Here is a 19947-nt window from a genome sequence, read left to right as displayed (position 1 = left end):
ATCCGCCGGGCGGGCCTGGACCGACCAGCGATGAAGGAGGTGAATAATCGATGCGCGTACTTCTGATCGTGCTCGCGGTGATCGCCGCGGTGGGGCTGCTCATCCTCGGCCTCACTCTCGGTGTCACCTGACCTCACTGAGAAGATCACCGGTCCGCCTGCGCGGTGGCGCGGGCGGGCATCACCCAGATGACGATGGACGGAGACAGCGGATGATCCGGGTGCTGGTCGCCGACGACGAGGCACTGATCCGCACCGGGATCATGCTGATCCTCGGCCACGCCGAGGACATGGAAGTCGTCGCGGAGGCCGCCGACGGACGCGCGGCGGTGGAAGCGGCCCGGCGGCAAGCGGTCGACGTGGCGCTGCTGGACATCCGGATGCCCGGCGGCGACGGGCTCGCCGCGGCCGAGGAGATCGCCCGCGTGGTGCCGCGCACCAAGGTGGTGATGCTGACCACGTTCGGCGAGGACGGCTATGTGGCACGGGCGCTGCGGGCCGGAGCCGCGGGCTTCCTGCTCAAGGACACCCCGCCCGCCGAACTGATCCGGGCCGTACGCACGGTGGCCGCCGGGGATGCCTTCCTCTCCCCCCAGATCACCCGCAAGCTCATCGAGCAGCACCTGGCCACGCAGACACCGCACGCCGAGACGGCCCGCACCAAGGTGGCCAGACTGTCGGAGAAGGAACGCCAGGTGCTCGTCGCGGTCGCCGAAGGCAGATCGAACGCCGAGACGGCCCGCGCGCTCCACATGGGCGAGAGCACGGTGAAGGCCCATCTCAGCCAGGTCCTCGCAAAACTGGACTGCGCCAACCGCGTCCAGGCCGCGATCGTCGCCCACGACGCCGGTCTCCTGCCGCCGGCCTCCTGACCGGCACACCGGCGAAATTCACGATTCCGGGCGAGGGTCCCGCGTAGAGGTGCTGAGATTCCCCGTGAAGCCGGATTACTGAGGCCGGACCCCGCTGGGTTCCGGTAGAGCAACTGACCGATGACCAGGCGGCACGGGTCACTGCTCGTCCGCCGGCCTGCTCCAGCGGATCCTCGCCCTTCTGCAGCATGTCTGTCGCCTCACGAAGACAGCCGGAAGACCTCCGCTGCTCGATTCGGGAAGTCGGTCAGGTAGTCCCGCCATTGATCGCGGCACCGGTCGCAGAGCTCCGCCCCTCCGCACTTGCCCAATGCTTCACGAGAGTCTCGTTCGCCTTCTCGTGCGGTAGCCCGGTGCCCCTGAGGTCGTAGTCGAGTTCGGGTGAGTAGAACCAGGCGTCACGAGGCCGCGCACTCCGAGGGAGCTGGATCATGTCGATGGCATCGGGCCAGAGCCCCTGCGCCGCAACAGGCTCCCGGTGCCAAGAACACCGGGCAGGCTGACACGCGGCGCCGGGGCACAGGCTCGCCCCCCTCAGACGGCGCCGTCCACCGGCTGTCCCCCGTCATACCGGGTCCGGGCCGGCGTGGGTGCGCGGTGAGGCCAGCGGCTGGGCATGGGTTCCCAGCGCCAGGTCGCCGCCGGTGAACAGCGGGATACGGCGGGCGCGTTGGGCCGAGGTGATGCGATGGGCGATGACGATCAGGGTGCCTTGGCGGCCCGCGAAGGCATGGTCGGCACGGGTCGCGAAGGCCTGCTCGGCACGGGCCTCGGCGGCCGGGTCCAGGTAGCGGGTGGCTTCGTCCGGCACGACGATGCGGCCTCGCTCGCCTGCCGACTTTGCTTCCGGTGTTGAGCCCGTCCATCCCGGGGCACAGGCCGCATCCTCCTGCCCGTTGGGTCCCCGGCCGGACTGGGTCTATCGTCGGAATCCTGGGGACAGGAGCAGGAGGACAGCCGGTGATGCCGCAGGACGAGGCCGTGATCGGCTGCACGGGAAAGATACTCATCGGAACTCGCGGATCCGCGGGCCCCGGCGAGGTCCTGGTTCGGGTCAGAGGCGGCTCGGAGACCTTCCTGGCATGGTCCGAGCACCCCCTGCCCACGGGCGCGACGGTGCTCGTGATCGAATCACGTGGATGCCGCGAGGTCGGCGTCATCGAGTGGGTGGATCCATTGGACGCGCTCGGCGGCGATACCGCCGACGCCGGCTGAGGAGTACAAGCATGTTCGGATACCGCGTTCCCGCTCCCGACGAGGCGATGTTGATCTCGGGGGGCCGGCGGGGACTGGGGGGCGCGCCGTTCCGAGTGGTGACGGGCCACGGCAAGTTCGTGCTCCCAATCTTCCGTAAGACCCGTTTCCTCACGCTGTCGATGTGCGAGGCCGAGGTCACCGAGACCTGTGTGACCAAGCAGGGCATCGCCCTGCACGTCCGCGCGGTCATCGCCTTCAAGGTCGGCAACGACCACGAGAGCATCATCAACGCCGGCCAGCGTTTCCTCTCCGACCAGGACCAGATGTCGGTGCTCACAGGACGGATCTTCGCCGGCCACCTGCGGGCCATCATCGGCTCGATGACGGTCGAGGAGATCGTCACCGAGCGGCAGAAGCTGGCCGCGGAGGTCCTGGACACCTCCAAGACCGAAATGGCGAAGATCGGTCTGATCGTGGACTCGCTGCAGATCCAGTCGATCGACGATGGCGACACCGGCTACATCGACGCGATGTCCGCGCCGCACAAGGCGGCCATCCAGCGGCAGGCGCAGATCGCCCAGGCGCAGGCCACCCAGGCCGCGGTCGAGGCGGAGCAGGCGGCGGCGCGCAAGCAGGCCGAGTACGCCCGGCAGACCGCCATCGTCAAGGCGGAGTACTCGGCCGAGGTGGACCGCGCCCAGGCGGAGGCCGCGCAGGCCGGACCGCTGGCGCAGGCACACGCCCAGCAGGAGGTGCTCGCGGCCCAGACGGAGCTGGCCCAGCGCCAGGCCAAGCTGCGCCAGCAGCAGCTGGTGGCCGAGGTCGTGAAGCCCGCCGAGGCCGAGGCCGAGCGGGTCAGGATCCTCGCCGCCGCCGAGGCGCAGCGGATGAAGATCCAGGCAGAGGCGGCGGCCTCGTACGACCGGGTCGCGCTCGACCGGATGCTGATCGACCAGCTCCCGCAGATCGTCAAGGAGGCCGCCGGTGGTCTCGCCGGCGCCAACGTCAACGTCCTCAACGGCGCGGACGGCCTCGGCGAGATCGCCGCCGGCCTGGTGTCCCAGGGCCTGACGATCCTCGACTCGGTCCGGCAGAACCTGAACGGCCAGGACTCCAACGGCCAACGCCCCGAGGAGAGCAAGGGCAACAGCCTGCTCCAGCTGCCCACCAGCAAGGGGAAGAGGTCGGACGACGGTCCGGTGGACGTCGACTAGGCCGTGTTGAGAAAGATCGCTGCCCTTCGTGATGATCTTCGCGTGGGGCAGGGGTTGCGACGGGCCTTGTCGCCTCGCACCCGACCAGATCGGGTGCGAGGCGGCAAGGCCTCTTCGTCCCGGGCCGATCGGGACTACCTGCGCAGACGCGGCAACGCCTGCGCCATTCCCGGGCCGGCCGGCCAGATCCGCAAGCGCCGCGGACGCTCGGGCGGCAGGCCGTCGGCGTTCGACCGCGAGGACTACAAGGGCCGTCATGCCGTCGAGTGCGGGATCGATCGCATCAAGCGCCACCGAGCCGTCGCCTGCCGCTTCGACAAGCCCGCCGTCCGATTCCAGGCGACCGTGCTGGTCACTGCGATCGGCGCGTGGCTGTGAGGGGCCGACGCCGCCTCGGTCAGGCCTGCCATCCTGTCCGGCGACAGCGATCCGTGCGCACCATGGGCGACGACATCAGCGGCATCGCGCAAGAGACCGTCTCGTGGCTCAAGGGCCGGAGCCGCCCCAGACCAACAAGCTGGGGCGGCAGCGTTCTGAGACTCTGCCTAGCGCGCCACGCGGTAGCGGAGGTAGACGACTCTCGAGCCGAAGGTGCGGGTCTCGACCAGTTCGAGGTCCACTCGGCGCTCGCGCTGGGGAAAGAACGGAATGCCACCGCCAACCAGCACCGGGCAGACCCTGGGCCGGTACTCGTCGATGAGACCCAACGCGGCCGCCTCGGCGGCGAGAGTCGCGCCGCCGATCGCGATGTCGCCCTCCCCCGGCTCGGCTCGCAGTCGCTCGATCTCCTCCGCCAGGCCGCCGGAGGCCAGGCGGGCATTGCCCTGTACCGCCGACAGCGTGGTGGAGAACACCACCTTTGGGAGCGGCTTCCAGATCGCGGCCCACTCTCGCATCGAGTCGTCGAGCGATGGATCCTGGTCGGCGGTCTCCCAGTACAGCATCGTCTCGTACAGCCGTCGTCCCAACAGATGGAAACCGACCTTTCTCATCTCGTCGGTGACGAAGCGAAAGACCTCCTCGTCGGGCGCCGTCCAGTCGAAGTCGCCGTCCGGCCCGACGATGTAGCCGTCAAGTGAGACGTTCATCGAATAGGTCACGCTGCGCATCAGAAGTCCTCCTCACCAACGGGTTCGACAGTACGACCGCCGGACGCCGCAGGACTCATCGCGACTCGCGGGATCCCTGAGCCAAGGCGGTCCCTTCTGGACATGGCCGTCCTGGCATGCCCCGGCGGCATGCTGGTGAGCCCGGCACCGGCACCCTCGTCCTGGACTACGAAACCTTCACCGCCACCGACGCCCCCTATCAGACCCTCGGCATCTACACCGCCGAACCCGGCTCCCCCTCCGCAGACCGCCTGAAGCTCCCCGCCGGCTGGAGCGTCCCGGCGCACCAGCCCAGCCACTCCCAGGTGCCACCAGATGGCCGAGGTCGGACACCGGGCGCCGCACCGAGGCTTCTGGACGGTGCTCCGGCCGGCGGGCAATCCACTGCCGGGCACTGCGGCAACCAGGCCGTGGGGCCAGGTAAGACGCGGGCCAGGCGGTTGGTGGCCAGGACGTCCAGGCGACGTCCCAGGAGGAGGGCCGGGACCTCGGTTACATTCTCCAGCGCTCGCATCAGCCCGGGTCGTGCGCGCTCTGTCGCTGTCGGACGCGGTTGCCGAGAGGTGGGTGCGGCCAGGGCGAACATGTGGTCACGCTCTGTGTCGTTGAGTTGCAGTGCGCGGGCCACAGCCTCGAGGACGGAGGCGGAGGCACGCACACTGCGTCCGCGTTCCAGGCGTACGTAGTAGTCGACGCTGACGCCGGCCAACCGGGCGACTTCCTCGCGCCGGAGACCGGGCACCCGGCGCACGCCCGGGTGCGGGGGAAGACCTGCCTGCTCCGGGGTGATGCAGGCTCGGCGGGTCGGGAGGAAATCCCGAAGACCGGTCTCGGGCCCGTGCTGAGCCACGCTTCTCAGGTCAGTGTCCACGGGTGGACTCTCCCCGGAACCGGGCCCCGGAAGGGGTCCGGGCGGAGGCGGCGGCGACACGGTGGGACATGGACCCCGCATTCCCGGGCCGCCGGGCCGACGAGCCCTCCGTCCCCGCGGTGTTCGCGCGGGCCCGGCCGCCGTACCCCCGGAGAAGTCAGGGGTTTCAATGGAGCACCTATATGCCCGCAACAGGCCAAACGGTCCGTGCGTATCAATTTTCTCCTGAAGGTGGTGCTCTACGCCTAATGAGCGCCCTGTGGGTCGGCTTCTAGCGTCGTCCCCATGGACGCGTCCACACGCGATCCGATCTCCGCAGCACGGAAGGGACGCAGCATATGAGCGCGACACAAGGCATGGGCGAGGGCGTCCTGGGCGCCGTGGGCGCGACCGGGAACGGGCAGGTCGTGCAGCCGCCGGTGCTGGGCGGCCCCGAGGAGTCCGACTACTACCTGCTGGGAGAGCTCCTCACGGAGGAGCAGCAGCGGCTGAGGCATGAGGTCCGGGACTTCATGGACCGGGAGGTCATCCCCATCATCAACCCCTACTGGGAGCGCGCCGAGTTCCCGCACGAACTGGTGCCCAAGCTGGCGGGGCTGGGGATCGCCGGCTTCCAGATCCCCGGCTACGGCTGTCCGGGGATGAGCAATCTGACCGCCGGGATCGTGATCATGGAGCTGGCCCGTGGCGACCTGAGCATCTCCACGTTCATGGGCGTCCACTCGGCCCTGGCCATGACCTCCATCGCCCTGCTGGGCTCGGAGGAGCAGAAGCAGCGGTTCCTGCCCCCGATGGCGCGTATGGAGAAGATCGGTGCCTTCGGCCTGACCGAGCCCGCGCACGGCACGGACGTGGTCAAGCTCCAGACGACCGCCCACAAGGACGGCGACTCCTACGTGCTCAACGGCTACAAGCGGTGGATCGGCAACGCCACCTTCGCCGACTACGTGATCATCTGGGCTCGCGGGGACGACGGGCACGTGGGCGGCTACGTGGTCGAGAAGGGCACGCCCGGATTCGACGCCAAGGCCATCACGGGCAAGACGGCGCTGCGCTGCGTGCAGAACGCCCAGATCTCCATGAAGGACGTTCGAGTGCCGGCCGAGAACAAGCTGGCCGGCGGCAGCACCTTCCGGGACACCGAGAAGGTGCTGCTGGCCTCACGCTACTGCGTGGCCTGGGAGTCGGTCGGCGCGGCCATCGCGGGCTACGAGACCGCGCTCGCGTACGCCAAGGAGCGCAAGCAGTTCGGGATGCCACTGGCCTCCTTCCAGCTCATCCAGTACCGGCTGGCGCGGATGCTGGCAGACATCACCAACATGGTGTGCATGCAGTACCGGCTCGCCCAGTTGATGGACGAGAGCAAGTACTCGATGCCCCGGGTGTCCCTCGCCAAGATGCACCACACCGAGCGGGCACGCGCCATCCTCTCCGACGCCCGCGACATGCTCGGCGGCAACGGGATCGTCCTCGAATACCACGTGGCCCGGCACCTCTGCGACATCGAGGCCATCGACACGTACGAGGGCACCGACACCGTGCAGACGCTGATCGTCGGCCGTGACATCACCGGCTACAACGCCTTCGTGCCGACGACACCGGCGCCGGCCTCGAGCCACTGACCCGCCGGTCGGCGCGCGACGCCCCGGTCGTGGGGGCGGCCACCGGCGTCGCGCGCGGGGCCCTGTCGAGAAAGGATCCGCCATGGCGGACACGCACCTGCTGGAGGGGCTGCACGTCGTCGACGTCGCCAGCTTCATCGCCGCTCCCGCCGCGGCCACGATACTCGGCGACTTCGGCGCCGACGTCGTCAAGGTCGAACCACCCCGCACCGGCGACGCCTACCGCGCCCTCAGTCGCTTTCCCCCCAACCCCCGTGTCGACGGGGTGAATTACCCCTGGCAGCTCGACAACCGCAACAAGCGCAGCATCGCCCTCAACCTCAAGTCGCCCGGCGCCAAGCCCGTGTTGGAACGCCTGGTGAAATGGGCCGACGTACTGGTGACCAACTTCCCGCCGAACACCCGGTCCAAGCTGGGCCTGGACTACGACGACCTGGCCCCCCTCAACCCCCGGCTGATCTACGGCGACGTCACCGGCTTCGGCGAGGAAGGCCCGGAGGCCCACCTGCCCGGGTTCGACGTGACCGCGTACTGGGCGCGCAGCGGCCTGATGGACTACACGCGCCAGCGCGACGGGGCGCCCGCCGTGAACGCGTTCGGCTCGGGCGACCACCCGACGGCCGTCAGCCTGTACGCCGGCATCATGACCGCGCTGTACCGACGGGAGAAGACCGGCGAGGGCGCCCGTGTCACGGTGTCGCTGATCGCCGAAGGCGCCTGGGCGGCGAGCATGTGGGTGCAGGCCGCGCTCGTCGGCGGCAAGGCCCCCCGGCCCGCCGACCGGACCGACCCGCCGAACGCGCTCGCCAACTCCTACCGCACGGCGGACGACCGCTGGCTGCTGCTGGCCTTCGCCAACGAGGACAAGCAGGTCCCCCTGTTCCTCCAGGCCATCGGCCACCCCGAGGCGGCGCAGAACCCGGACTACGCCGACACCCCGAGCCGCCGCGCCCACGCGGCCGAGATCGCGATCCTGCTCGACAAGACCTTCGCGACCCGGACGCTCGCCGAGTGGCGCGAGGTGCTCGACGCAGCCGGGCTCACCTACGGCATCGCCCAGACGATCGACGAGTTCGCCCACGATCCGCAGCTAACGGCCAACCGCATCCTCGTCCCCATCGAGGACGGCAGCGCCGAGCCGCATCTGACCGTCGACAGCCCCGTACGACTGGACCAGGAGCGCAAGGTTCCACCGCGCCCCGCCCCTGACCTGGGCGAACACACCGACGCGGTGCTGCGCGAACTCGGCTACGACGATGCCGCGATCACGGAGCTGCGCGGGGTCACGACCTGCTGACGCCGCCCAAGTCCGGGGACGCGCCCGCGATTGAGCTGCGCAGCGTCGCCGCGGTCCCGACCGCGGCCATCACAGCGACGGTCGAGGCCCAGGACGTCGGGACCTGGTTCCAGGGCGCCCTCGGCGAACTGTTCGCGACCGTGGCCGGCCAGGGGCTGCGGGAGACCGGCCCCGCCGGCGGCGTGTACGCGGACGAGCTGTTCACTCTGCACCGGGGGTCGGCCACCGTCTTCGTGCCCTGCAACGGTCCTGTCCGGCCGCTCGGTCGGGTCGAGCCGCTGCACGTGCCGGCCGCGGAGCTCGCCGTGATCGAGCACTGCGGGCCACCCTCTGAGGTAGACCGCGCCTACGGTGCTCTGGCCGCCTACGTCTCGCGACACGCACTCGCCGTCGACGGCCCACTCCGCGAGTACTACCTGGTCGGCGGGCGCCAGACCCCGGACAGCACACTCTGGCGGACCGAAGTCTGCTGGCCGGTCTTCCGCGCCGGTGGGCCAGACCAGCGGCCGCTGTCCGACAGCGACGCGGCGTGCACGACTCCCCGGTGCTGATGGTGCTCAGGCGGGAGAGACCAGCCGCCTGAAGACGACTACGAGATCCTCGGCGGAGGTACGGGCCGAGCGCGCCACCAACTCGCCGTCATCAAAGGATCCTTGGGCGGACGAGTGGGCAGCTCGCCGGTGAGTGTGCCTCGGCCGCGCCGACGCCCCGGCAGGTGGGCGGACAGACGTGCCGAACCCGCGGGCGCAGACGCAGCCGCAGATGCAGAGCTTGCGGCGTTCGAATTGACTGAGCGAGGCATCCCAAGGGCGGAGCTCAGCTCCGACCCGCAGGATCCTGTCCGGGGCGCCCCAGGAACAGGCGAGTCTTGGGGCGGAAATGGTCGCGCCCTCCGCTCAACAGCGGCACTGGGCCGGGCAACAGCCCAGGCCCGGAGTGCCCCGGAAGCGCCGGAGCCGGGCAGTCGCGCAAAGCACCGCAGCCGCCACGCCGCCGCCCTGATGGACTGAAAGCCTCCTCCCCTACACCGCCGAGTCTCCGGCCGGTTCCGGCCGCGCGCTCGGGGCAGCCTGCTCAGACTGGGTCGGCGGCATGGTCCGAAGGTGCTGGGCGGCCTCGGCGGCGGTACAGGAGGAGTCGAAGGTGAAGGCGCGCGGGGACGGACCGTGCGCCCGCAGGTCCGCCAGCCGTTCCAGGGCCTCGCCGACGGTCGGGAGATGACCGGCGGGGACCCACCAGAGGACCAGGTGCGCCTCGACGTGCTGCTCGAACCATTCGCGGCGCCGTCGCATCGCGTCCAGGTGCCCGCTGCGGTAGGCGAAGTCCCGCAGGGCCTCCTGGGTTTCCCACACGGACAGGTTGACGATGACGTTCTCGCCCGCGGGGCGCAGGCCGGTGGCGTCGGCCGCCCCGTCCTCGACGAGCCGCCACACGAAGCCAGGCGCGCTGTCGGCGGCGGCGTTGACCGGGTCGAGCATCTCGACGAACGGCGCCGATCGCGGGTCGTCGAGGGGGTGGCGGAGCGTGGCGACGTTGAGCTCGGCGAGGTGGGCGGCATGCGTGGATGCGGTCATGGCCACATCCCAGCACGGCCCTATTTCTATGTCAATCTTCGTTGTTTTTAGAAGCTTCGACGACCACGCAGCACTCCCCCGGGCGGGCGTCCATGCGGGCACGGACGGGACCGTCCGTGCCGAACAGCCCCTCCAGCAGCGCGAGATTCATGCCACAGACGAGCGGCGGGAAGCGTTCGGCGACGGCGTGGAAGGGGCAGTTGCGCATACGGACGACTCGCGCGTCCGCCCCGGTCACCTCCTCGGCGCCTTCCAGGTGCGGTTCGTAGCCGCGGGAGGCCAGCACCTCCATGGCCTCTTCGAGGTTGCCGCAGGGCGCCGCCGCGCCGCGCAAGGCCTCGCCCCGACGGCGTGCCGCCGCGCAGAGCCCGGCGTCCAGCCCGGCCTGCTCGGCGGCCTCGGCGAGCAGCTCGGCGGCGGTGCGATAGTCGCGGGCGGGCAGTGAAACGGCCCGTTCCGCCCGCGCCCGCGTGTACACCTTGGCGGGACGGCCCGCCCCCGGCCCCGAGCGGCCCGTCAGGCGGCGGCTCCCGCTCTCCAGCAGCCCGGCCTCGGCCAGCTTGTCCAGATGGTGCGCAGCGAGGGTGCGCGTCACCCCTGCCGCCTCGGCGGCCTCATTACGGCCGACCTCGCGGCCCTGCGCCGCCACGTACTCGTACAGGCGGCGCCGCACCGGATCCTGCAGCACCGCGATCGCATCGATGTCCTCCACGCGGCCATTCTATGAACAACGCAGGTTGGAAATAGAACGGCGGGACGTAGGGCTCCCTCACCACACAGGGCTCGCTCTGCTCATGTCGGCGTCGCGGTCGCTCGGCCGACCGAATGGGATGCCGTGTAGTCGCCGAGAGTGCGGCGGGGTGCCCATCCCTGTGCCTGGGCCTTGGACACGTTCAGTACGACGGAGTTGGCCAGCTGGTCAACGGCGTAGCGGGTGAGCGGTGGCTCTGTGTGGGGGCGCAGCCGGGCCAGGGTCTGGACGGCACCTGCTGCGGCGTGGGCGAGGGACGGCGGGATGTGGGCGATTCGTGCCCGCACACCGTGGGCGCGCAGGACGGTCCGTATCGCATCGTCGCGTTCGTACGGGGTCGGATCCGCGATGTTGTAGGCACCAGGTGGCCAGTCGGCGGCGGCCAGGCAGGCGTCGGTGAGGTTCTCGACGGCCGTCAGGCTGAGGCGGACGCTGCGTCCGGGCAGCAGGAGCAGGCCACGGCGGACACGGGACAGCAGCCGGGGCACCAAGTGCGGGTCCCCGGGGCCGTAGACCGCCCGGGGGCGCAGCACCACGGCGCCGGCCGCGAGTGCCAGCGCCTCCCCGGCGGCCTTGGTCCGGCCGTATGCGTTCAGCTGGCGGCACACCGGGTGGTCCTCGGTGATCCCGGAACGGCCGGGGCCGGGCGCGTAGACGCTGGCGCTGCTCACCCACACCACCGGGCGGCCGGCCGCCGCCTCAAGGAGCCGCGCCGTACCGTCGACGTTCACGGCGTGCATCGCGGCGTCGGTGGAGGGGCCGGGTGCGGGGTCGCCGACCGCGGCGGCGCAGTGCACGACGAGGTCGGCGCCGGACAGGTCCGGCACCTCGCGTGCGGCGTCCCAGGGAACGTGCCGGCCCACGGGGCCGGGGCGGCGTCCGACACACAGCACCCCGGTGCCCCGGGCAGCCGCCGCGGCCGCGACGTGCGAGCCGCAGAAGCCGCTCGCCCCGGTGACGGCGATCGTGGTCATCGCTCCTCCACAGACTCTCGGTCGCCAACGGCCCGGATGGTGAGGGAGCGCCAACCCGGCAGGGCCGCCTGCCGGTCGACGCGGGCGCGTACGACGGTGGGACGGTACGAGGCGAGCGCGGCCAGGGTGTCGTCGAGCTGCGCACGGGCCAATCGCGCGCCGGGGCAGGCGTGAGTGCCGGCGCCGAAGACGAGCTGTGCCACGGCAGGCGGTGTCGGATGCCGGGCGTCCGGGGGTTGGTTGTGAGCCTGTGCGGCGTGTCGCGCCACCAGGATCAGACGGTCCCCGGCCCGTACCGGGCACCCGTCGAGGTTCGCGTCGGCAGCCGCCACACGCGGAAGCAGCGGGGACGGGGCGATCACCCGCAGCAGTTCGCCCACCAGGGCCGGTCGCAGCCGGTCGTCGGCCGCCTCGTCCCACAGCCGCGCGTCGGAGCACCAGGCGACGGCGCGGGGCAGGGCGGCCACGGTGGTGTTGACGGCGGCGACGGCGAGCATCGCCCGCAGGGCCGTCTCCCCGTTCGCGCCGGGGGTGTCCGTGGCGAGCAGGGTCTCCAGCCGCGCCGTCGCCGCGGCCGCGGCCCGGGCGGTGCCGGGCAGCCGGGGGCCGGGCAGGTGGTCGCGTACCGCGGCTGCCGCCGCACGGGCCGCCGCTTCGGCGACGCGTGCCGGCTCCCCTGGGGCATCCAGCAGGGCACAGACCGTCGTTCCGGCCAGTTCGCGGGCCAGCGGCACGAGGTCGACGGTGCGGCCCATGCCGAGCGGGGCAAGGCGGCGGGCAAGGACCGCTCGCCACACCGGGCGCAGCCGCTCCACGCCACCCGCGCCGACATCCTCGGCCAGGGCGCGTCGGGCGTCGCGGTGACCGGCTCCCTCCTGGTCGAAGAGCGTCCCGCCGGTGGACAGTTCCCGGGCCGCGCCGCCGGTGGTGCCGGTCGCGGTGCGGTCGAGCGGGATCCGGGTGAGGGCTGTCCGGTAGGGGTCGGTGCCGTGTACCAGCACCGCGTCGCCGATGCGGGTCACTGACCGGCGGCGCGTGACGGCGAGAAGAGTGAACAGGAGGGGATGGGAACGGGTGTAGACGGCCCGGTCACGGCGGCGTGCCGCTCGCACAGCGGCCGCGGTGGGGCCGGGGACGGACAGGGAAGTGGTCGAGGCGTTCGCGGTCATCGGACGTGCACCTTCGTCGCATCGGCGGGGCGGAAACGGCGGTCCCAGCACCACAACAAGGTCCTGCGGGCGCCCCATGCCCGCACCCGGCGGAGGCTGGCCTGCACCACCATCCGCTCGGCCCGTACGATCCGGGTGCTGTGCTCGCGTGCCCGGTTGAGCAGGGCGACGTCCTCGGGTGGCCCTTCCAACGGCACGCGCGGAGCACCTCCCGAGCGCACGTACAGTGCGGCCGTGATGGCGAGGTTGTGGCCGTGGCACAGCACGTAGGGCGCGCGGTAACGCGGGTGACGGTGCTGCCTCCGGTAACGCCCGTACAGTGCGGTCGCCCGCACCACCGCCGGAAGCAGGTACCGCTCGGCGAGCGTGGGGTTTTCGTCCCGGCGCGGAACGCTGCGGCCGCAGGCCATCTCCGCTCCTCGGGCGAACTCCCTGCGTGCCGCGGCGATCCAGTCGCCGGCGGGCAGACAGTCGGCGTCGGTACGTACGAGCAGTACGGCGCCCTGCCCGATGGCGTACCGGAATCCTGTGTCGGCGGCGGCCCCGGCGCCCGGCTCGTCCTCGGGGACGAGATGCACGGGGAACGGCGCCGTGGCGGCGAAACGGCGGACGACGTCGGCGGTCGCGTCCGTGGAGGCATTGTCGACGACGACCAGAGCGAAGCCGGTGTCGGTCTGGGAGACGAGCGCGGCGAGGGTGGCCTCGATCCCGGCCTCTTCGTTGTAGGCCGGCAGCACAACCCACAGCGGACCGTCGGCCGGCGCGCTCATCTCCGCCTCCCGTCCGCAAGGCGCCTGGCGGCTAGGCGGGCGGTCGCGGCGCGATCGGGCTTCAAAGAGCGGCCGGACAGCGGAATGTCGGTCAGCAGCACGGCGTCCGGCCGGGCGGAACCCATCCGTTCCAGCGGGCCGGCCAGGGCAGACCTCACCGCGTCACGGTCGGCTCCGCGGCCCGGCTGCACGACGGCGACCAGGCGCTCGTCGCCGTCTTTGGCCGGAACACCGACCAACACGGCCAACTCGACACCGGGTACGTGCAACGCGGGCTCGTACAGGCCCGGGTAAATGTTCTCCGCATGCCGCAACACCATGTCCTTGCGGCGCCCCTCCAACACGATCCGGCCGCCGTCGAGGCGCCCCCGGTCACCGGTGGCAACCCACGAGTCCGGCTCCTCGCCCAGGTAGCGCTCTCGGGCGGCCGGGCCGGACAGCAGCAGTTCGCCAGAGCCGTCCGTCTTGGCCAGCACGCCCGGAAGGGGAGCGCCCACCAGGTCGCCCTCTCCCGTGAAGGCGGCCTTCTCGCCCTGCTCGACCGCCGCGGCGGGGAACAACTCGGTCAGCGCGTAGACGCCCCACGCCTCTTCGGCCCCCGCCTGCTTGACGCGCGTGAGCAGGCCGGCACTGGCCGGAGCGGACCCCGTCCACACCCGCCCCGTGAAACGGGCACCCTCCGCCAGCGCCAGCCGGAGCTGCGGCGGCGTCAGGTAGGTGGCCTGTGGGTTGAGCCGGCGCAGTTGCCGGGCCAGGACGCGCGGCGAGCGGGCGGGCAGCGCGACCGGCGCGCCACTCGCGAGCGACGGTACGAGAACGAAGAAGGTACCGCCGAGGACCGGCCGTTCGGCCTCGGGCCGGACCAGGCCGGCCACCGCGGCCATGCCGGCGGCGAGCGAGGACCGCGAGTGCACCACCGCGCGGGGCCGCGACGTGGTGCCCGAGGTGAACACGATGACCGCGTCGCCGTCCTCGTCCACCGGTCGCGGCAGGGCCGCCGCCCGGACATCGTCGTCCAGGGCGGGGGCACAGCCGGGCAGCCGGGGCCCGATCGTGGCCACCGGACCGAGTTCCGCGAGGTCCGGCAGGGCCAGGTGGGCCCGGCGGGCGAGCGGCCGGGCCCACCCGGCGACGGCCTGGGCGGTGGCGTCGGCGAGGACGACATCGGGCCGCGCCAGGGCGAGGCGGGCGCGCAGCACGTCCGGGCCGGCACCGGGATCCAGCACCGCGACCCGCGCGCCGAGCCGGTGCACAGCGAGCATCACCGCAAGGGCCCGGGGCCCGGGCCGTACGGCGACGCCGACGGTGCCGCCCCGCCCGATACCCCGCGTGTGCAGAGCGGCGGCGTAGCGGTCGGCGAGTGCGGCCAGGTCCCCGAACGTGGCCTTGGTGCGTACGGCCCCGGCGCGGGTGGTGCCGAGGACGGCGGGCCGGTCGGGGCCCATACGGAAGGCATGGGTGAGTGTGTCGAGCATCAGCGCGGGTCCTCCCCGTGCGGGCCAGGTCCCTTGTCCAGGTACCAGCGGGCGGTGCCGAGCAAGCCGTAGGCACGCAGCCGCCGGGTGGAGTTCTCCACGACCATGTCGCGGGCGTGGACGATGGCGGTGGTGTGGCGGCGCACGCTGTTCAGGAAGAGCCGGTCGGTGGGGGAAGGACGGCGTGGCATGCCGCCCACGGCCTGGTACAGCGCGGCGGTGATGGCCATGTTGTTGCCCGCGTGCATCCGGTAGGGGGCGAGGTAGCCATGGCGGCGCCGGTGGGCGGGGCGTACCCGGCCGAAGAACGCGGCGGTGTGGACGAGCGTGCGGAAGGCGGCCCGCCCGAGCGGACCGTGCTCGTCGCGACGTGCGTCGATGTGCCCGCACACCATGCCCGCGCCGTGGCGCAGCGCGTCGCGGGCGCCGGCCGTCCAGCCGGAGCGAGGCAGACAGTCGGCGTCTGTGCGGGCCAGCAGCGTCGCGCCGTTGCGGATGGCGTACCGGAAGCCGGTGTCCACCGCGCAGCCCACACCCTTCTCCGGTTCGCTGAGGACGTGGACCGGGAAGGGCGCCCAGCGGGCGAAGTCGTGTGCGAGGGCCGCTGTGCCGTCCGTCGAGGCGTTGTCCACGACGACAAGCGTGAAATCCCGGTCGTGCTGGACCGCGAGCGCGTCCAGCGTCGCGCCGATCCGCGCGGCCTCCTGGTGCGCGGGCACCACCACCCACAGCGCGCTCACGCCTTCTCCCACACCATCGTCATGATGCTCACGCCGCCGCCCAGCCCCACGAACAGCACCCGGTCACCGGGACCCAACTCCCCATGGACGAGGTCGAGTTGCACACCCAACGTGGCACTGGCCATGTTGCCCAGCTCGGGGACCGTGACGACGAGCCGGTCCCGGGGAACGCCGGTGAGCTCCACGAACCGCTCAAGGTAAGGCACGGTCACCTGGTGCACCAGGATGTGCCGGAAGTCGTTCCACGCCAGCCCGGTGCGCTGCCTCATCCGGTCGAGCACCGACGTACCGACCTTCTCGAACACCTCGCGCAACTCGCTCCCGTCACCGTGGAAGTACGTGTGCTCATCCCCACGGGGGTGACGTGAACCGCCGCCGAAGATGCCCCCGACCGACCAGTGCTCCGAATGCGTCTCGGTGTCCACATCGAGAATGCCGCCCCGGTCCACCGCTTCCAGCACGACCGCGGCCCCCGCGTCGCCGAAGGTGTAGCCCGCGAAACCGTCCCGGAGCCGGCCAGGGCCCGAAGGAGCCCGCTGTACCGCCCGGCTCGGGGTCTCCCCCGTGACCACCAGAGCGCGGCGGGCCCGACCGGCCAGGATCATCGCCCGCGCCGTGTCGATGCCGTTGACGAAGCTGTTGCACGCGTTCGTCACGTCCAGCGCGTGCGCCCGGGACCCGAGCTCGGCCTGGACGATGTGCGCGGTCGCCGGTTCGGCCACGTCCCGCGTTGCCGAGGCGAACACCAACAGGTCCACGTCGTACGGGTTCAGTCCCGCCCGGGACAAGGCCGTACGCGCCGCCCGCACCGCGAGCGTCGAGGCGTACTCGCCCTCCGCCACCGACCGGCGCGAGACGATACCGGTGACCCGTTCCAGCATCCGCGCCGGCAACCGCAGCCCGGACGCCATGGTGATCTGCTCCTGCAGATCATGAGAAGTCACCTCGAGCTCCGGCAGGCAGGAAGCTACCGCCGTGATGCCTACCTGGCGCACTGGGCCGCCGACAGCGTGGTCTATGTGCATGGGTGGGACGCTACGAGGGCATCCGGACGGCTTGCCTGAGCACTCGTACTCAAGTGGCATGGGTACATGGCCGCTGCGCCGGGCAGCCGACGGGGCCTGTACGCCCAACGGCCCGGGCGGTTCTCCTCGCCGAACACGGCGGCCTGGTACTGCACTTGCCGCACAGACGACTCGGAGCAGGACTGCCGCCCAGCCGCTGCGACATGTCCGACGGGTCAGGTAACCCGTGGCTGTCCAGATCGTTCCGACGATCGTGGGGCGGGGTGATCGGTCCGATGCGGAGTGAGCCCGGGACGTCGTTTCGGGAAGTGGAAAACGGTCCATGACCGGCATCGGCGCTGGTCCGCCGACGGAACCTGGGACAGGCTCCTGCGGGCCGTCCGGGCTGACGCCGACGCGGAGGGACGGATCGACTGGACCGTGGTCGGTGTTGACTCGACGTGCTGCCGGGCTCACCAGCGCGCTGCCGGTGCCCGTCACCGCGCACCGCGCGCTGCTGTTGCGCGTCCACCTAGGACAGGATCTGACCTATGAGCCTCTCAGCGTCATCGCCACGTTGAGGCATGCGCTGTCCAGGAGGTAGTTCCTACGTCCGTCAAGCCGGTTCCGCAGGGCTACAGCACCGTGACGCCGTGGATCATCTTCCCTGTCCGACGGCACGGATATTCTTGCGCGCGCCGCGATTATCGCCACCGGCGCCCGCTACCAGTCCCTTCCAATCGCCCGCTGGAAACACTTCGAAGGCGCGGGAATCTATTACGCTGCCACTGAGCTAGAAGTCCGTTCGTGCGCAGGCAGATCGGTGGCCGTGCCGGGAGTGGCAAACTCTGCAGGGCAGCGTGTCGCCGCCGCAGTCGGTGAAGGTGCCTCCGCTGTTTCTTCCGTCCATCGGGTCATAGGGGTTCCCGGGGTGCCCCTCTGAGGGCGAGCGGGGCGTGCACAAGCCTGGCCGTTCGGGCGAGCCGGTGTCACAAGCCTCGAAACATGCTCGTACTGACCTGCATTCTCCCCATAATGCCCCACGCACGGCGTACAGTCTTCTCATGGCCCGGCCTCGGCAGTTTGACGACGAGGAAGTTGTTCGGGCTGCTCGCGACCAGTTCTGGTCCCACGGTTACGACCGAACCTCCATCGACGATCTGAGCGCCGTCACAGGCTTGGGACGCGGAAGCCTGTACGGGGCCTTCGGAGACAAACATGCCCTGTTTCTGCAGGCTCTGGACAGCTACAACGCTGACGCGATCGGAGCCTGGCGTTCGGCTCTGCGCGGCCCGGGACCGGCCCTCCCGCAGCTGGAACGCTTCGTGTGCGACATCTCCGAAGCGATCAGCAGGGACGTGGAGCGGCGCGGCTGCATGATGGCCAGGAGCGCCACGGAACTCGCCGCAGTCGACAAGACCGTCGCCGAGCGGATTGCTGCCACTGTCCGCGGAATGCACAGCGAGCTGTCGGACTGCCTCGCCCGGGCCCAAGAGGAGGGCTCACTGGACGCCGAAGCGGACACGGACGGGCTCGCAAGCCTTCTCCTTGCTGTGCTGCGGGGACTGGAGGCCCTGGGCAGGGCGGGAGCCGCAGCGGAGGTTGTCATCGGAGCTGCCAAGCAGGCCTTGGCCCTTCTTCCCAGCGTGTCCACGAACGAGCCGGCGCCGGATCGGCAGGAGGACCGTTCAGCGCCGTGACCCGGTCCTGACCTGGACGGCTCTTGGGTTTCAGTGCCAGGGCCGCACGCCGTGGAGGTCTTGCCCCGTCAGGCGTCACGGGCGCCGCTTGGCCATTGCGCGCAAGCCGCCTACGAACAGGACGATCGGCAGCAGCACAGGGGCGCCTACCAGGTGTCTGACATCCAGTGGCCGATGCTCCTGCCGCGCAGCGTCGGCGATTTGTGCACCTGGAAGCGCGGGGCTCATGGTGCGACCAGGTCGTGGCTGTCCCCTATCAGCTCCCGAATCAGTTCGTCCGGGACATCGCCGGCCAACGAAATGTTGACCCGGTATCGCTTGTTCAGCTTGTACGCCGGGTGCACTGCTTCGAAGCGGTTCTGCAACTCGGCGACGCGCTCCGGATCGGCCTTGACTGTCACCTGGTCGTCCGGGAACTCATGGCCACTGAGGATGGCAAACACCTTGTTGTTCGCCGCTGTCTTGAACACCACGCGGTCCGGGGCGAACGGACGCGACTCGCTGACTCCGGCGAAAGAGAGCGCCAGCTCCCGGACATCGTCCACGGTCATCATGGCTTCCTCGCTTCCATAACTGAAGTAGCAGCGGCTTCCAGGGGCGGATGAGGACGGTGCCGACCTTGCCGGGCTGCACCGCGTGCTTCACGGCGGTGGCCAGCTCGCCGAGGTCGTAGGTAGCGGCCACGTCGAACTGGTCCTTGAACGCAAGCGCGATCAGCGTCGCGGCGACCGCGTCCGATGCCCGCCTCTCGGCGGATGCCTCCAACAGCCACCGGCCGAGGGTCGCGCCCCGCACCGTCAGCGCTTGGTGCAGCAGCGTCGACGCATGCACCGAGATCGGCTCCTCGGCGAGTTCCCCGTAAATGACCAGCCTGCCGCCCGGCGCCAACAGGTCCAGAAGGCTTTCCGTCAGCTTTCCGCCGACAGGGCCGAAGGCCACACTGAGCGGGCGGCCGCCGGCTGCCTTGCGGACCTCATCGGCCCAGCCCGGATTCTCTGTCGCCACGACCGGGACGTCCGGGAACCGCTTGCGCAGTTCGGCGGCACCGCGGTCACTGCGGACGACGTTGACCAGGCCCACGTTGTGATACTGCATCACGCCCGTTACCAGCCGCCCGACCGACGAGCCGGCGGCGGCCTGCACGAGATAGCCGTCGTATCCCAAAGCCAGGTGCTGCTCCGCTTCATGGCGCAGCATCACCGCGGTGAGCGGGTTCGTCAGCATCTGCGCGGCGACCTCGTCCGACAGCTCGTCAGGCACGGGGACGACAGTCTCGGCGTCCGCCAGGATCCACTGTGACCATCCCCCCGGCAGGGGAAAGATTGTTACGCGGCCACCGACCTCGACGCCCGGAGCCACGCGCGTATCCGGGCCGATGGCCTCCACCAAGCCGGTCGCTTCCACGCCGATCGGTACCGGCTCTGCAGCCGTCGTGGGGAAGGCCTCGAGGCCTAGGAGATCACCAGGGTGGACCGGGAAGGCCGTGGCGCGGATGAGCACCTGACCGTGCACGGGTGCTTCCGGTTCGGGCTCCTCGATGACGGTCAGGACGTCGGCGGGCGACCCGCTACGGGTCCAGACGACACGACGGTTCGTGATCCTCCTCCTG

General features: G+C 70.9%; 21 protein-coding genes and 2 pseudogenes. 10 read left to right on the top strand and 13 right to left on the bottom strand.

Annotated elements, in window-relative coordinates; genetic code table 11:
- Positions 1-211 precede the first annotated feature (211 nt).
- Positions 212-871 (top strand): response regulator transcription factor, encoded by a 660-nt coding sequence (locus AVL59_RS20290; RefSeq protein ID WP_067306414.1) that lies wholly within the window; start codon positions 212-214, stop codon positions 869-871.
- Positions 872-1436: 565 nt separating this feature from the next.
- Here AVL59_RS20290 and AVL59_RS20285 read toward each other — a convergent pair.
- Positions 1437-1682: a hypothetical protein gene (locus tag AVL59_RS20285; protein ID WP_067306412.1), complete on the bottom strand. Its 246-nt coding sequence runs from the start codon at positions 1680-1682 to the stop codon at positions 1437-1439.
- A 152-nt stretch (positions 1683-1834) separates the two neighbouring features.
- Between AVL59_RS20285 and AVL59_RS20280 the strand changes: the two genes are divergently transcribed.
- The 3 genes from AVL59_RS20280 (at position 1835) to AVL59_RS20270 (ending at position 3660) form a co-directional block, all read left to right on the top strand.
- Positions 1835-2086, top strand: a complete 252-nt coding sequence (locus AVL59_RS20280; RefSeq protein WP_067306409.1) for a hypothetical protein — start codon at positions 1835-1837, stop codon at positions 2084-2086.
- An 11-nt stretch (positions 2087-2097) separates the two neighbouring features.
- A complete protein-coding gene (locus AVL59_RS20275) occupies positions 2098-3282 on the top strand; it encodes a flotillin family protein (RefSeq protein WP_067306406.1) in 1185 nt (394 codons plus the stop codon).
- 93 nt (positions 3283-3375) lie between these two features.
- Positions 3376-3660, top strand: a complete 285-nt coding sequence (locus AVL59_RS20270; RefSeq protein WP_067306403.1) for a transposase — start codon at positions 3376-3378, stop codon at positions 3658-3660.
- A 167-nt stretch (positions 3661-3827) separates the two neighbouring features.
- On the opposite strand, the gene AVL59_RS20265 is transcribed toward AVL59_RS20270, so the two are convergent.
- Entirely contained in the window at positions 3828-4391 is a 564-nt protein-coding gene (locus AVL59_RS20265; protein ID WP_067306400.1) for a dihydrofolate reductase family protein, read from the bottom strand.
- 116 nt (positions 4392-4507) lie between these two features.
- Here AVL59_RS20265 and AVL59_RS56055 point away from each other — a divergent pair.
- Positions 4508-4636: pseudogene (locus tag AVL59_RS56055) on the top strand (MmyB family transcriptional regulator); the annotation flags it as partial.
- On the opposite strand, the gene AVL59_RS54450 reads toward AVL59_RS56055, so the two are convergent.
- Complete coding sequence (locus AVL59_RS54450) at positions 4606-5343, bottom strand: helix-turn-helix domain-containing protein (RefSeq protein ID WP_079146818.1); 738 nt, start codon at positions 5341-5343, stop codon at positions 4606-4608. The pseudogene AVL59_RS56055 and the gene AVL59_RS54450 overlap by 31 nt on opposite strands.
- Before the next feature lie 257 nt (positions 5344-5600).
- On the opposite strand from AVL59_RS54450, the gene AVL59_RS20260 reads away from it, so the two are divergent.
- From AVL59_RS20260 to AVL59_RS20250, 3 genes are all read left to right on the top strand, one after another.
- Positions 5601-6884 carry an acyl-CoA dehydrogenase family protein gene (locus AVL59_RS20260; RefSeq protein ID WP_208870413.1) on the top strand — a complete coding sequence of 428 codons (1284 nt, stop codon included), beginning with the start codon at positions 5601-5603 and terminating at the stop codon, positions 6882-6884.
- Between the two features lie 82 nt (positions 6885-6966).
- Positions 6967-8181, top strand: a complete 1215-nt coding sequence (locus AVL59_RS20255) for a CaiB/BaiF CoA transferase family protein (protein WP_067306397.1) — start codon at positions 6967-6969, stop codon at positions 8179-8181.
- On the top strand, positions 8175-8732 hold the full coding sequence (locus tag AVL59_RS20250; protein ID WP_079146816.1) for a GyrI-like domain-containing protein: 558 nt from the start codon (positions 8175-8177) through the stop codon (positions 8730-8732). Before AVL59_RS20255 ends, AVL59_RS20250 begins: the two co-directional genes overlap by 7 nt.
- A gap of 471 nt (positions 8733-9203) precedes the next feature.
- Here the strand turns inward: AVL59_RS20250 and AVL59_RS20245 are convergent, their stop codons facing one another.
- From AVL59_RS20245 to AVL59_RS20210, 8 genes are all read right to left on the bottom strand, one after another.
- A complete protein-coding gene (locus AVL59_RS20245; RefSeq protein ID WP_067317544.1) occupies positions 9204-9755 on the bottom strand; it encodes a DUF3291 domain-containing protein in 552 nt (183 codons plus the stop codon).
- Between the two features lie 31 nt (positions 9756-9786).
- Positions 9787-10467: a helix-turn-helix transcriptional regulator gene (locus AVL59_RS20240; protein WP_067306391.1), complete on the bottom strand. Its 681-nt coding sequence runs from the start codon at positions 10465-10467 to the stop codon at positions 9787-9789.
- Positions 10468-10547: 80 nt separating this feature from the next.
- Positions 10548-11480: an NAD-dependent epimerase/dehydratase family protein gene (locus AVL59_RS20235; protein WP_067306389.1), complete on the bottom strand. Its 933-nt coding sequence runs from the start codon at positions 11478-11480 to the stop codon at positions 10548-10550.
- Complete coding sequence (locus AVL59_RS50525; RefSeq protein ID WP_099053090.1) at positions 11477-12649, bottom strand: cytochrome P450; 1173 nt, start codon at positions 12647-12649, stop codon at positions 11477-11479. The genes AVL59_RS20235 and AVL59_RS50525 overlap by 4 nt, the downstream gene beginning before the upstream one ends.
- Positions 12646-13419, bottom strand: a complete 774-nt coding sequence (locus AVL59_RS20225; RefSeq protein WP_067306386.1) for a glycosyltransferase family A protein — start codon at positions 13417-13419, stop codon at positions 12646-12648. Before AVL59_RS20225 ends, AVL59_RS50525 begins: the two co-directional genes overlap by 4 nt.
- The gene (locus AVL59_RS20220) at positions 13416-14894 is read right to left on the bottom strand and encodes a class I adenylate-forming enzyme family protein (RefSeq protein WP_067306383.1); all 1479 of its coding nucleotides are present in this window, start codon (positions 14892-14894) and stop codon (positions 13416-13418) included. Before AVL59_RS20220 ends, AVL59_RS20225 begins: the two co-directional genes overlap by 4 nt.
- Positions 14894-15634 (bottom strand): glycosyltransferase family A protein, encoded by a 741-nt coding sequence (locus AVL59_RS20215; protein ID WP_237281573.1) that lies wholly within the window; start codon positions 15632-15634, stop codon positions 14894-14896. Before AVL59_RS20215 ends, AVL59_RS20220 begins: the two co-directional genes overlap by 1 nt.
- Complete coding sequence (locus AVL59_RS20210; protein ID WP_067306377.1) at positions 15631-16659, bottom strand: 3-oxoacyl-ACP synthase III family protein; 1029 nt, start codon at positions 16657-16659, stop codon at positions 15631-15633. Before AVL59_RS20210 ends, AVL59_RS20215 begins: the two co-directional genes overlap by 4 nt.
- 297 nt (positions 16660-16956) lie before the next feature.
- Between AVL59_RS20210 and AVL59_RS48420 the strand changes: the two are divergent.
- A pseudogene (locus AVL59_RS48420) lies at positions 16957-17148 on the top strand (IS5/IS1182 family transposase); the annotation flags it as partial.
- 554 nt (positions 17149-17702) lie between these two features.
- Entirely contained in the window at positions 17703-18338 is a 636-nt protein-coding gene (locus AVL59_RS20205) for a TetR/AcrR family transcriptional regulator (protein WP_067306374.1), read from the top strand.
- Positions 18339-18562: 224 nt separating this feature from the next.
- Here AVL59_RS20205 and AVL59_RS20200 read toward each other — a convergent pair whose 3' ends face one another.
- Positions 18563-18808 (bottom strand): MmcQ/YjbR family DNA-binding protein, encoded by a 246-nt coding sequence (locus AVL59_RS20200; protein WP_167549287.1) that lies wholly within the window; start codon positions 18806-18808, stop codon positions 18563-18565.
- Positions 18756-19850: a zinc-binding dehydrogenase gene (locus AVL59_RS20195; RefSeq protein WP_237281572.1), complete on the bottom strand. Its 1095-nt coding sequence runs from the start codon at positions 19848-19850 to the stop codon at positions 18756-18758. The genes AVL59_RS20200 and AVL59_RS20195 overlap by 53 nt, the downstream gene beginning before the upstream one ends.
- Positions 19851-19947: the final 97 nt, after the last annotated feature.

Origin of the sequence: Streptomyces griseochromogenes, assembly GCF_001542625.1 — a bacterium.
GTDB classification, from domain to species: Bacteria; Actinomycetota; Actinomycetes; order Streptomycetales; family Streptomycetaceae; genus Streptomyces; species Streptomyces griseochromogenes.
Note: the sequence above shows the minus strand (reverse complement) of the source record. Positions and strands in the feature narration are given on the sequence as shown.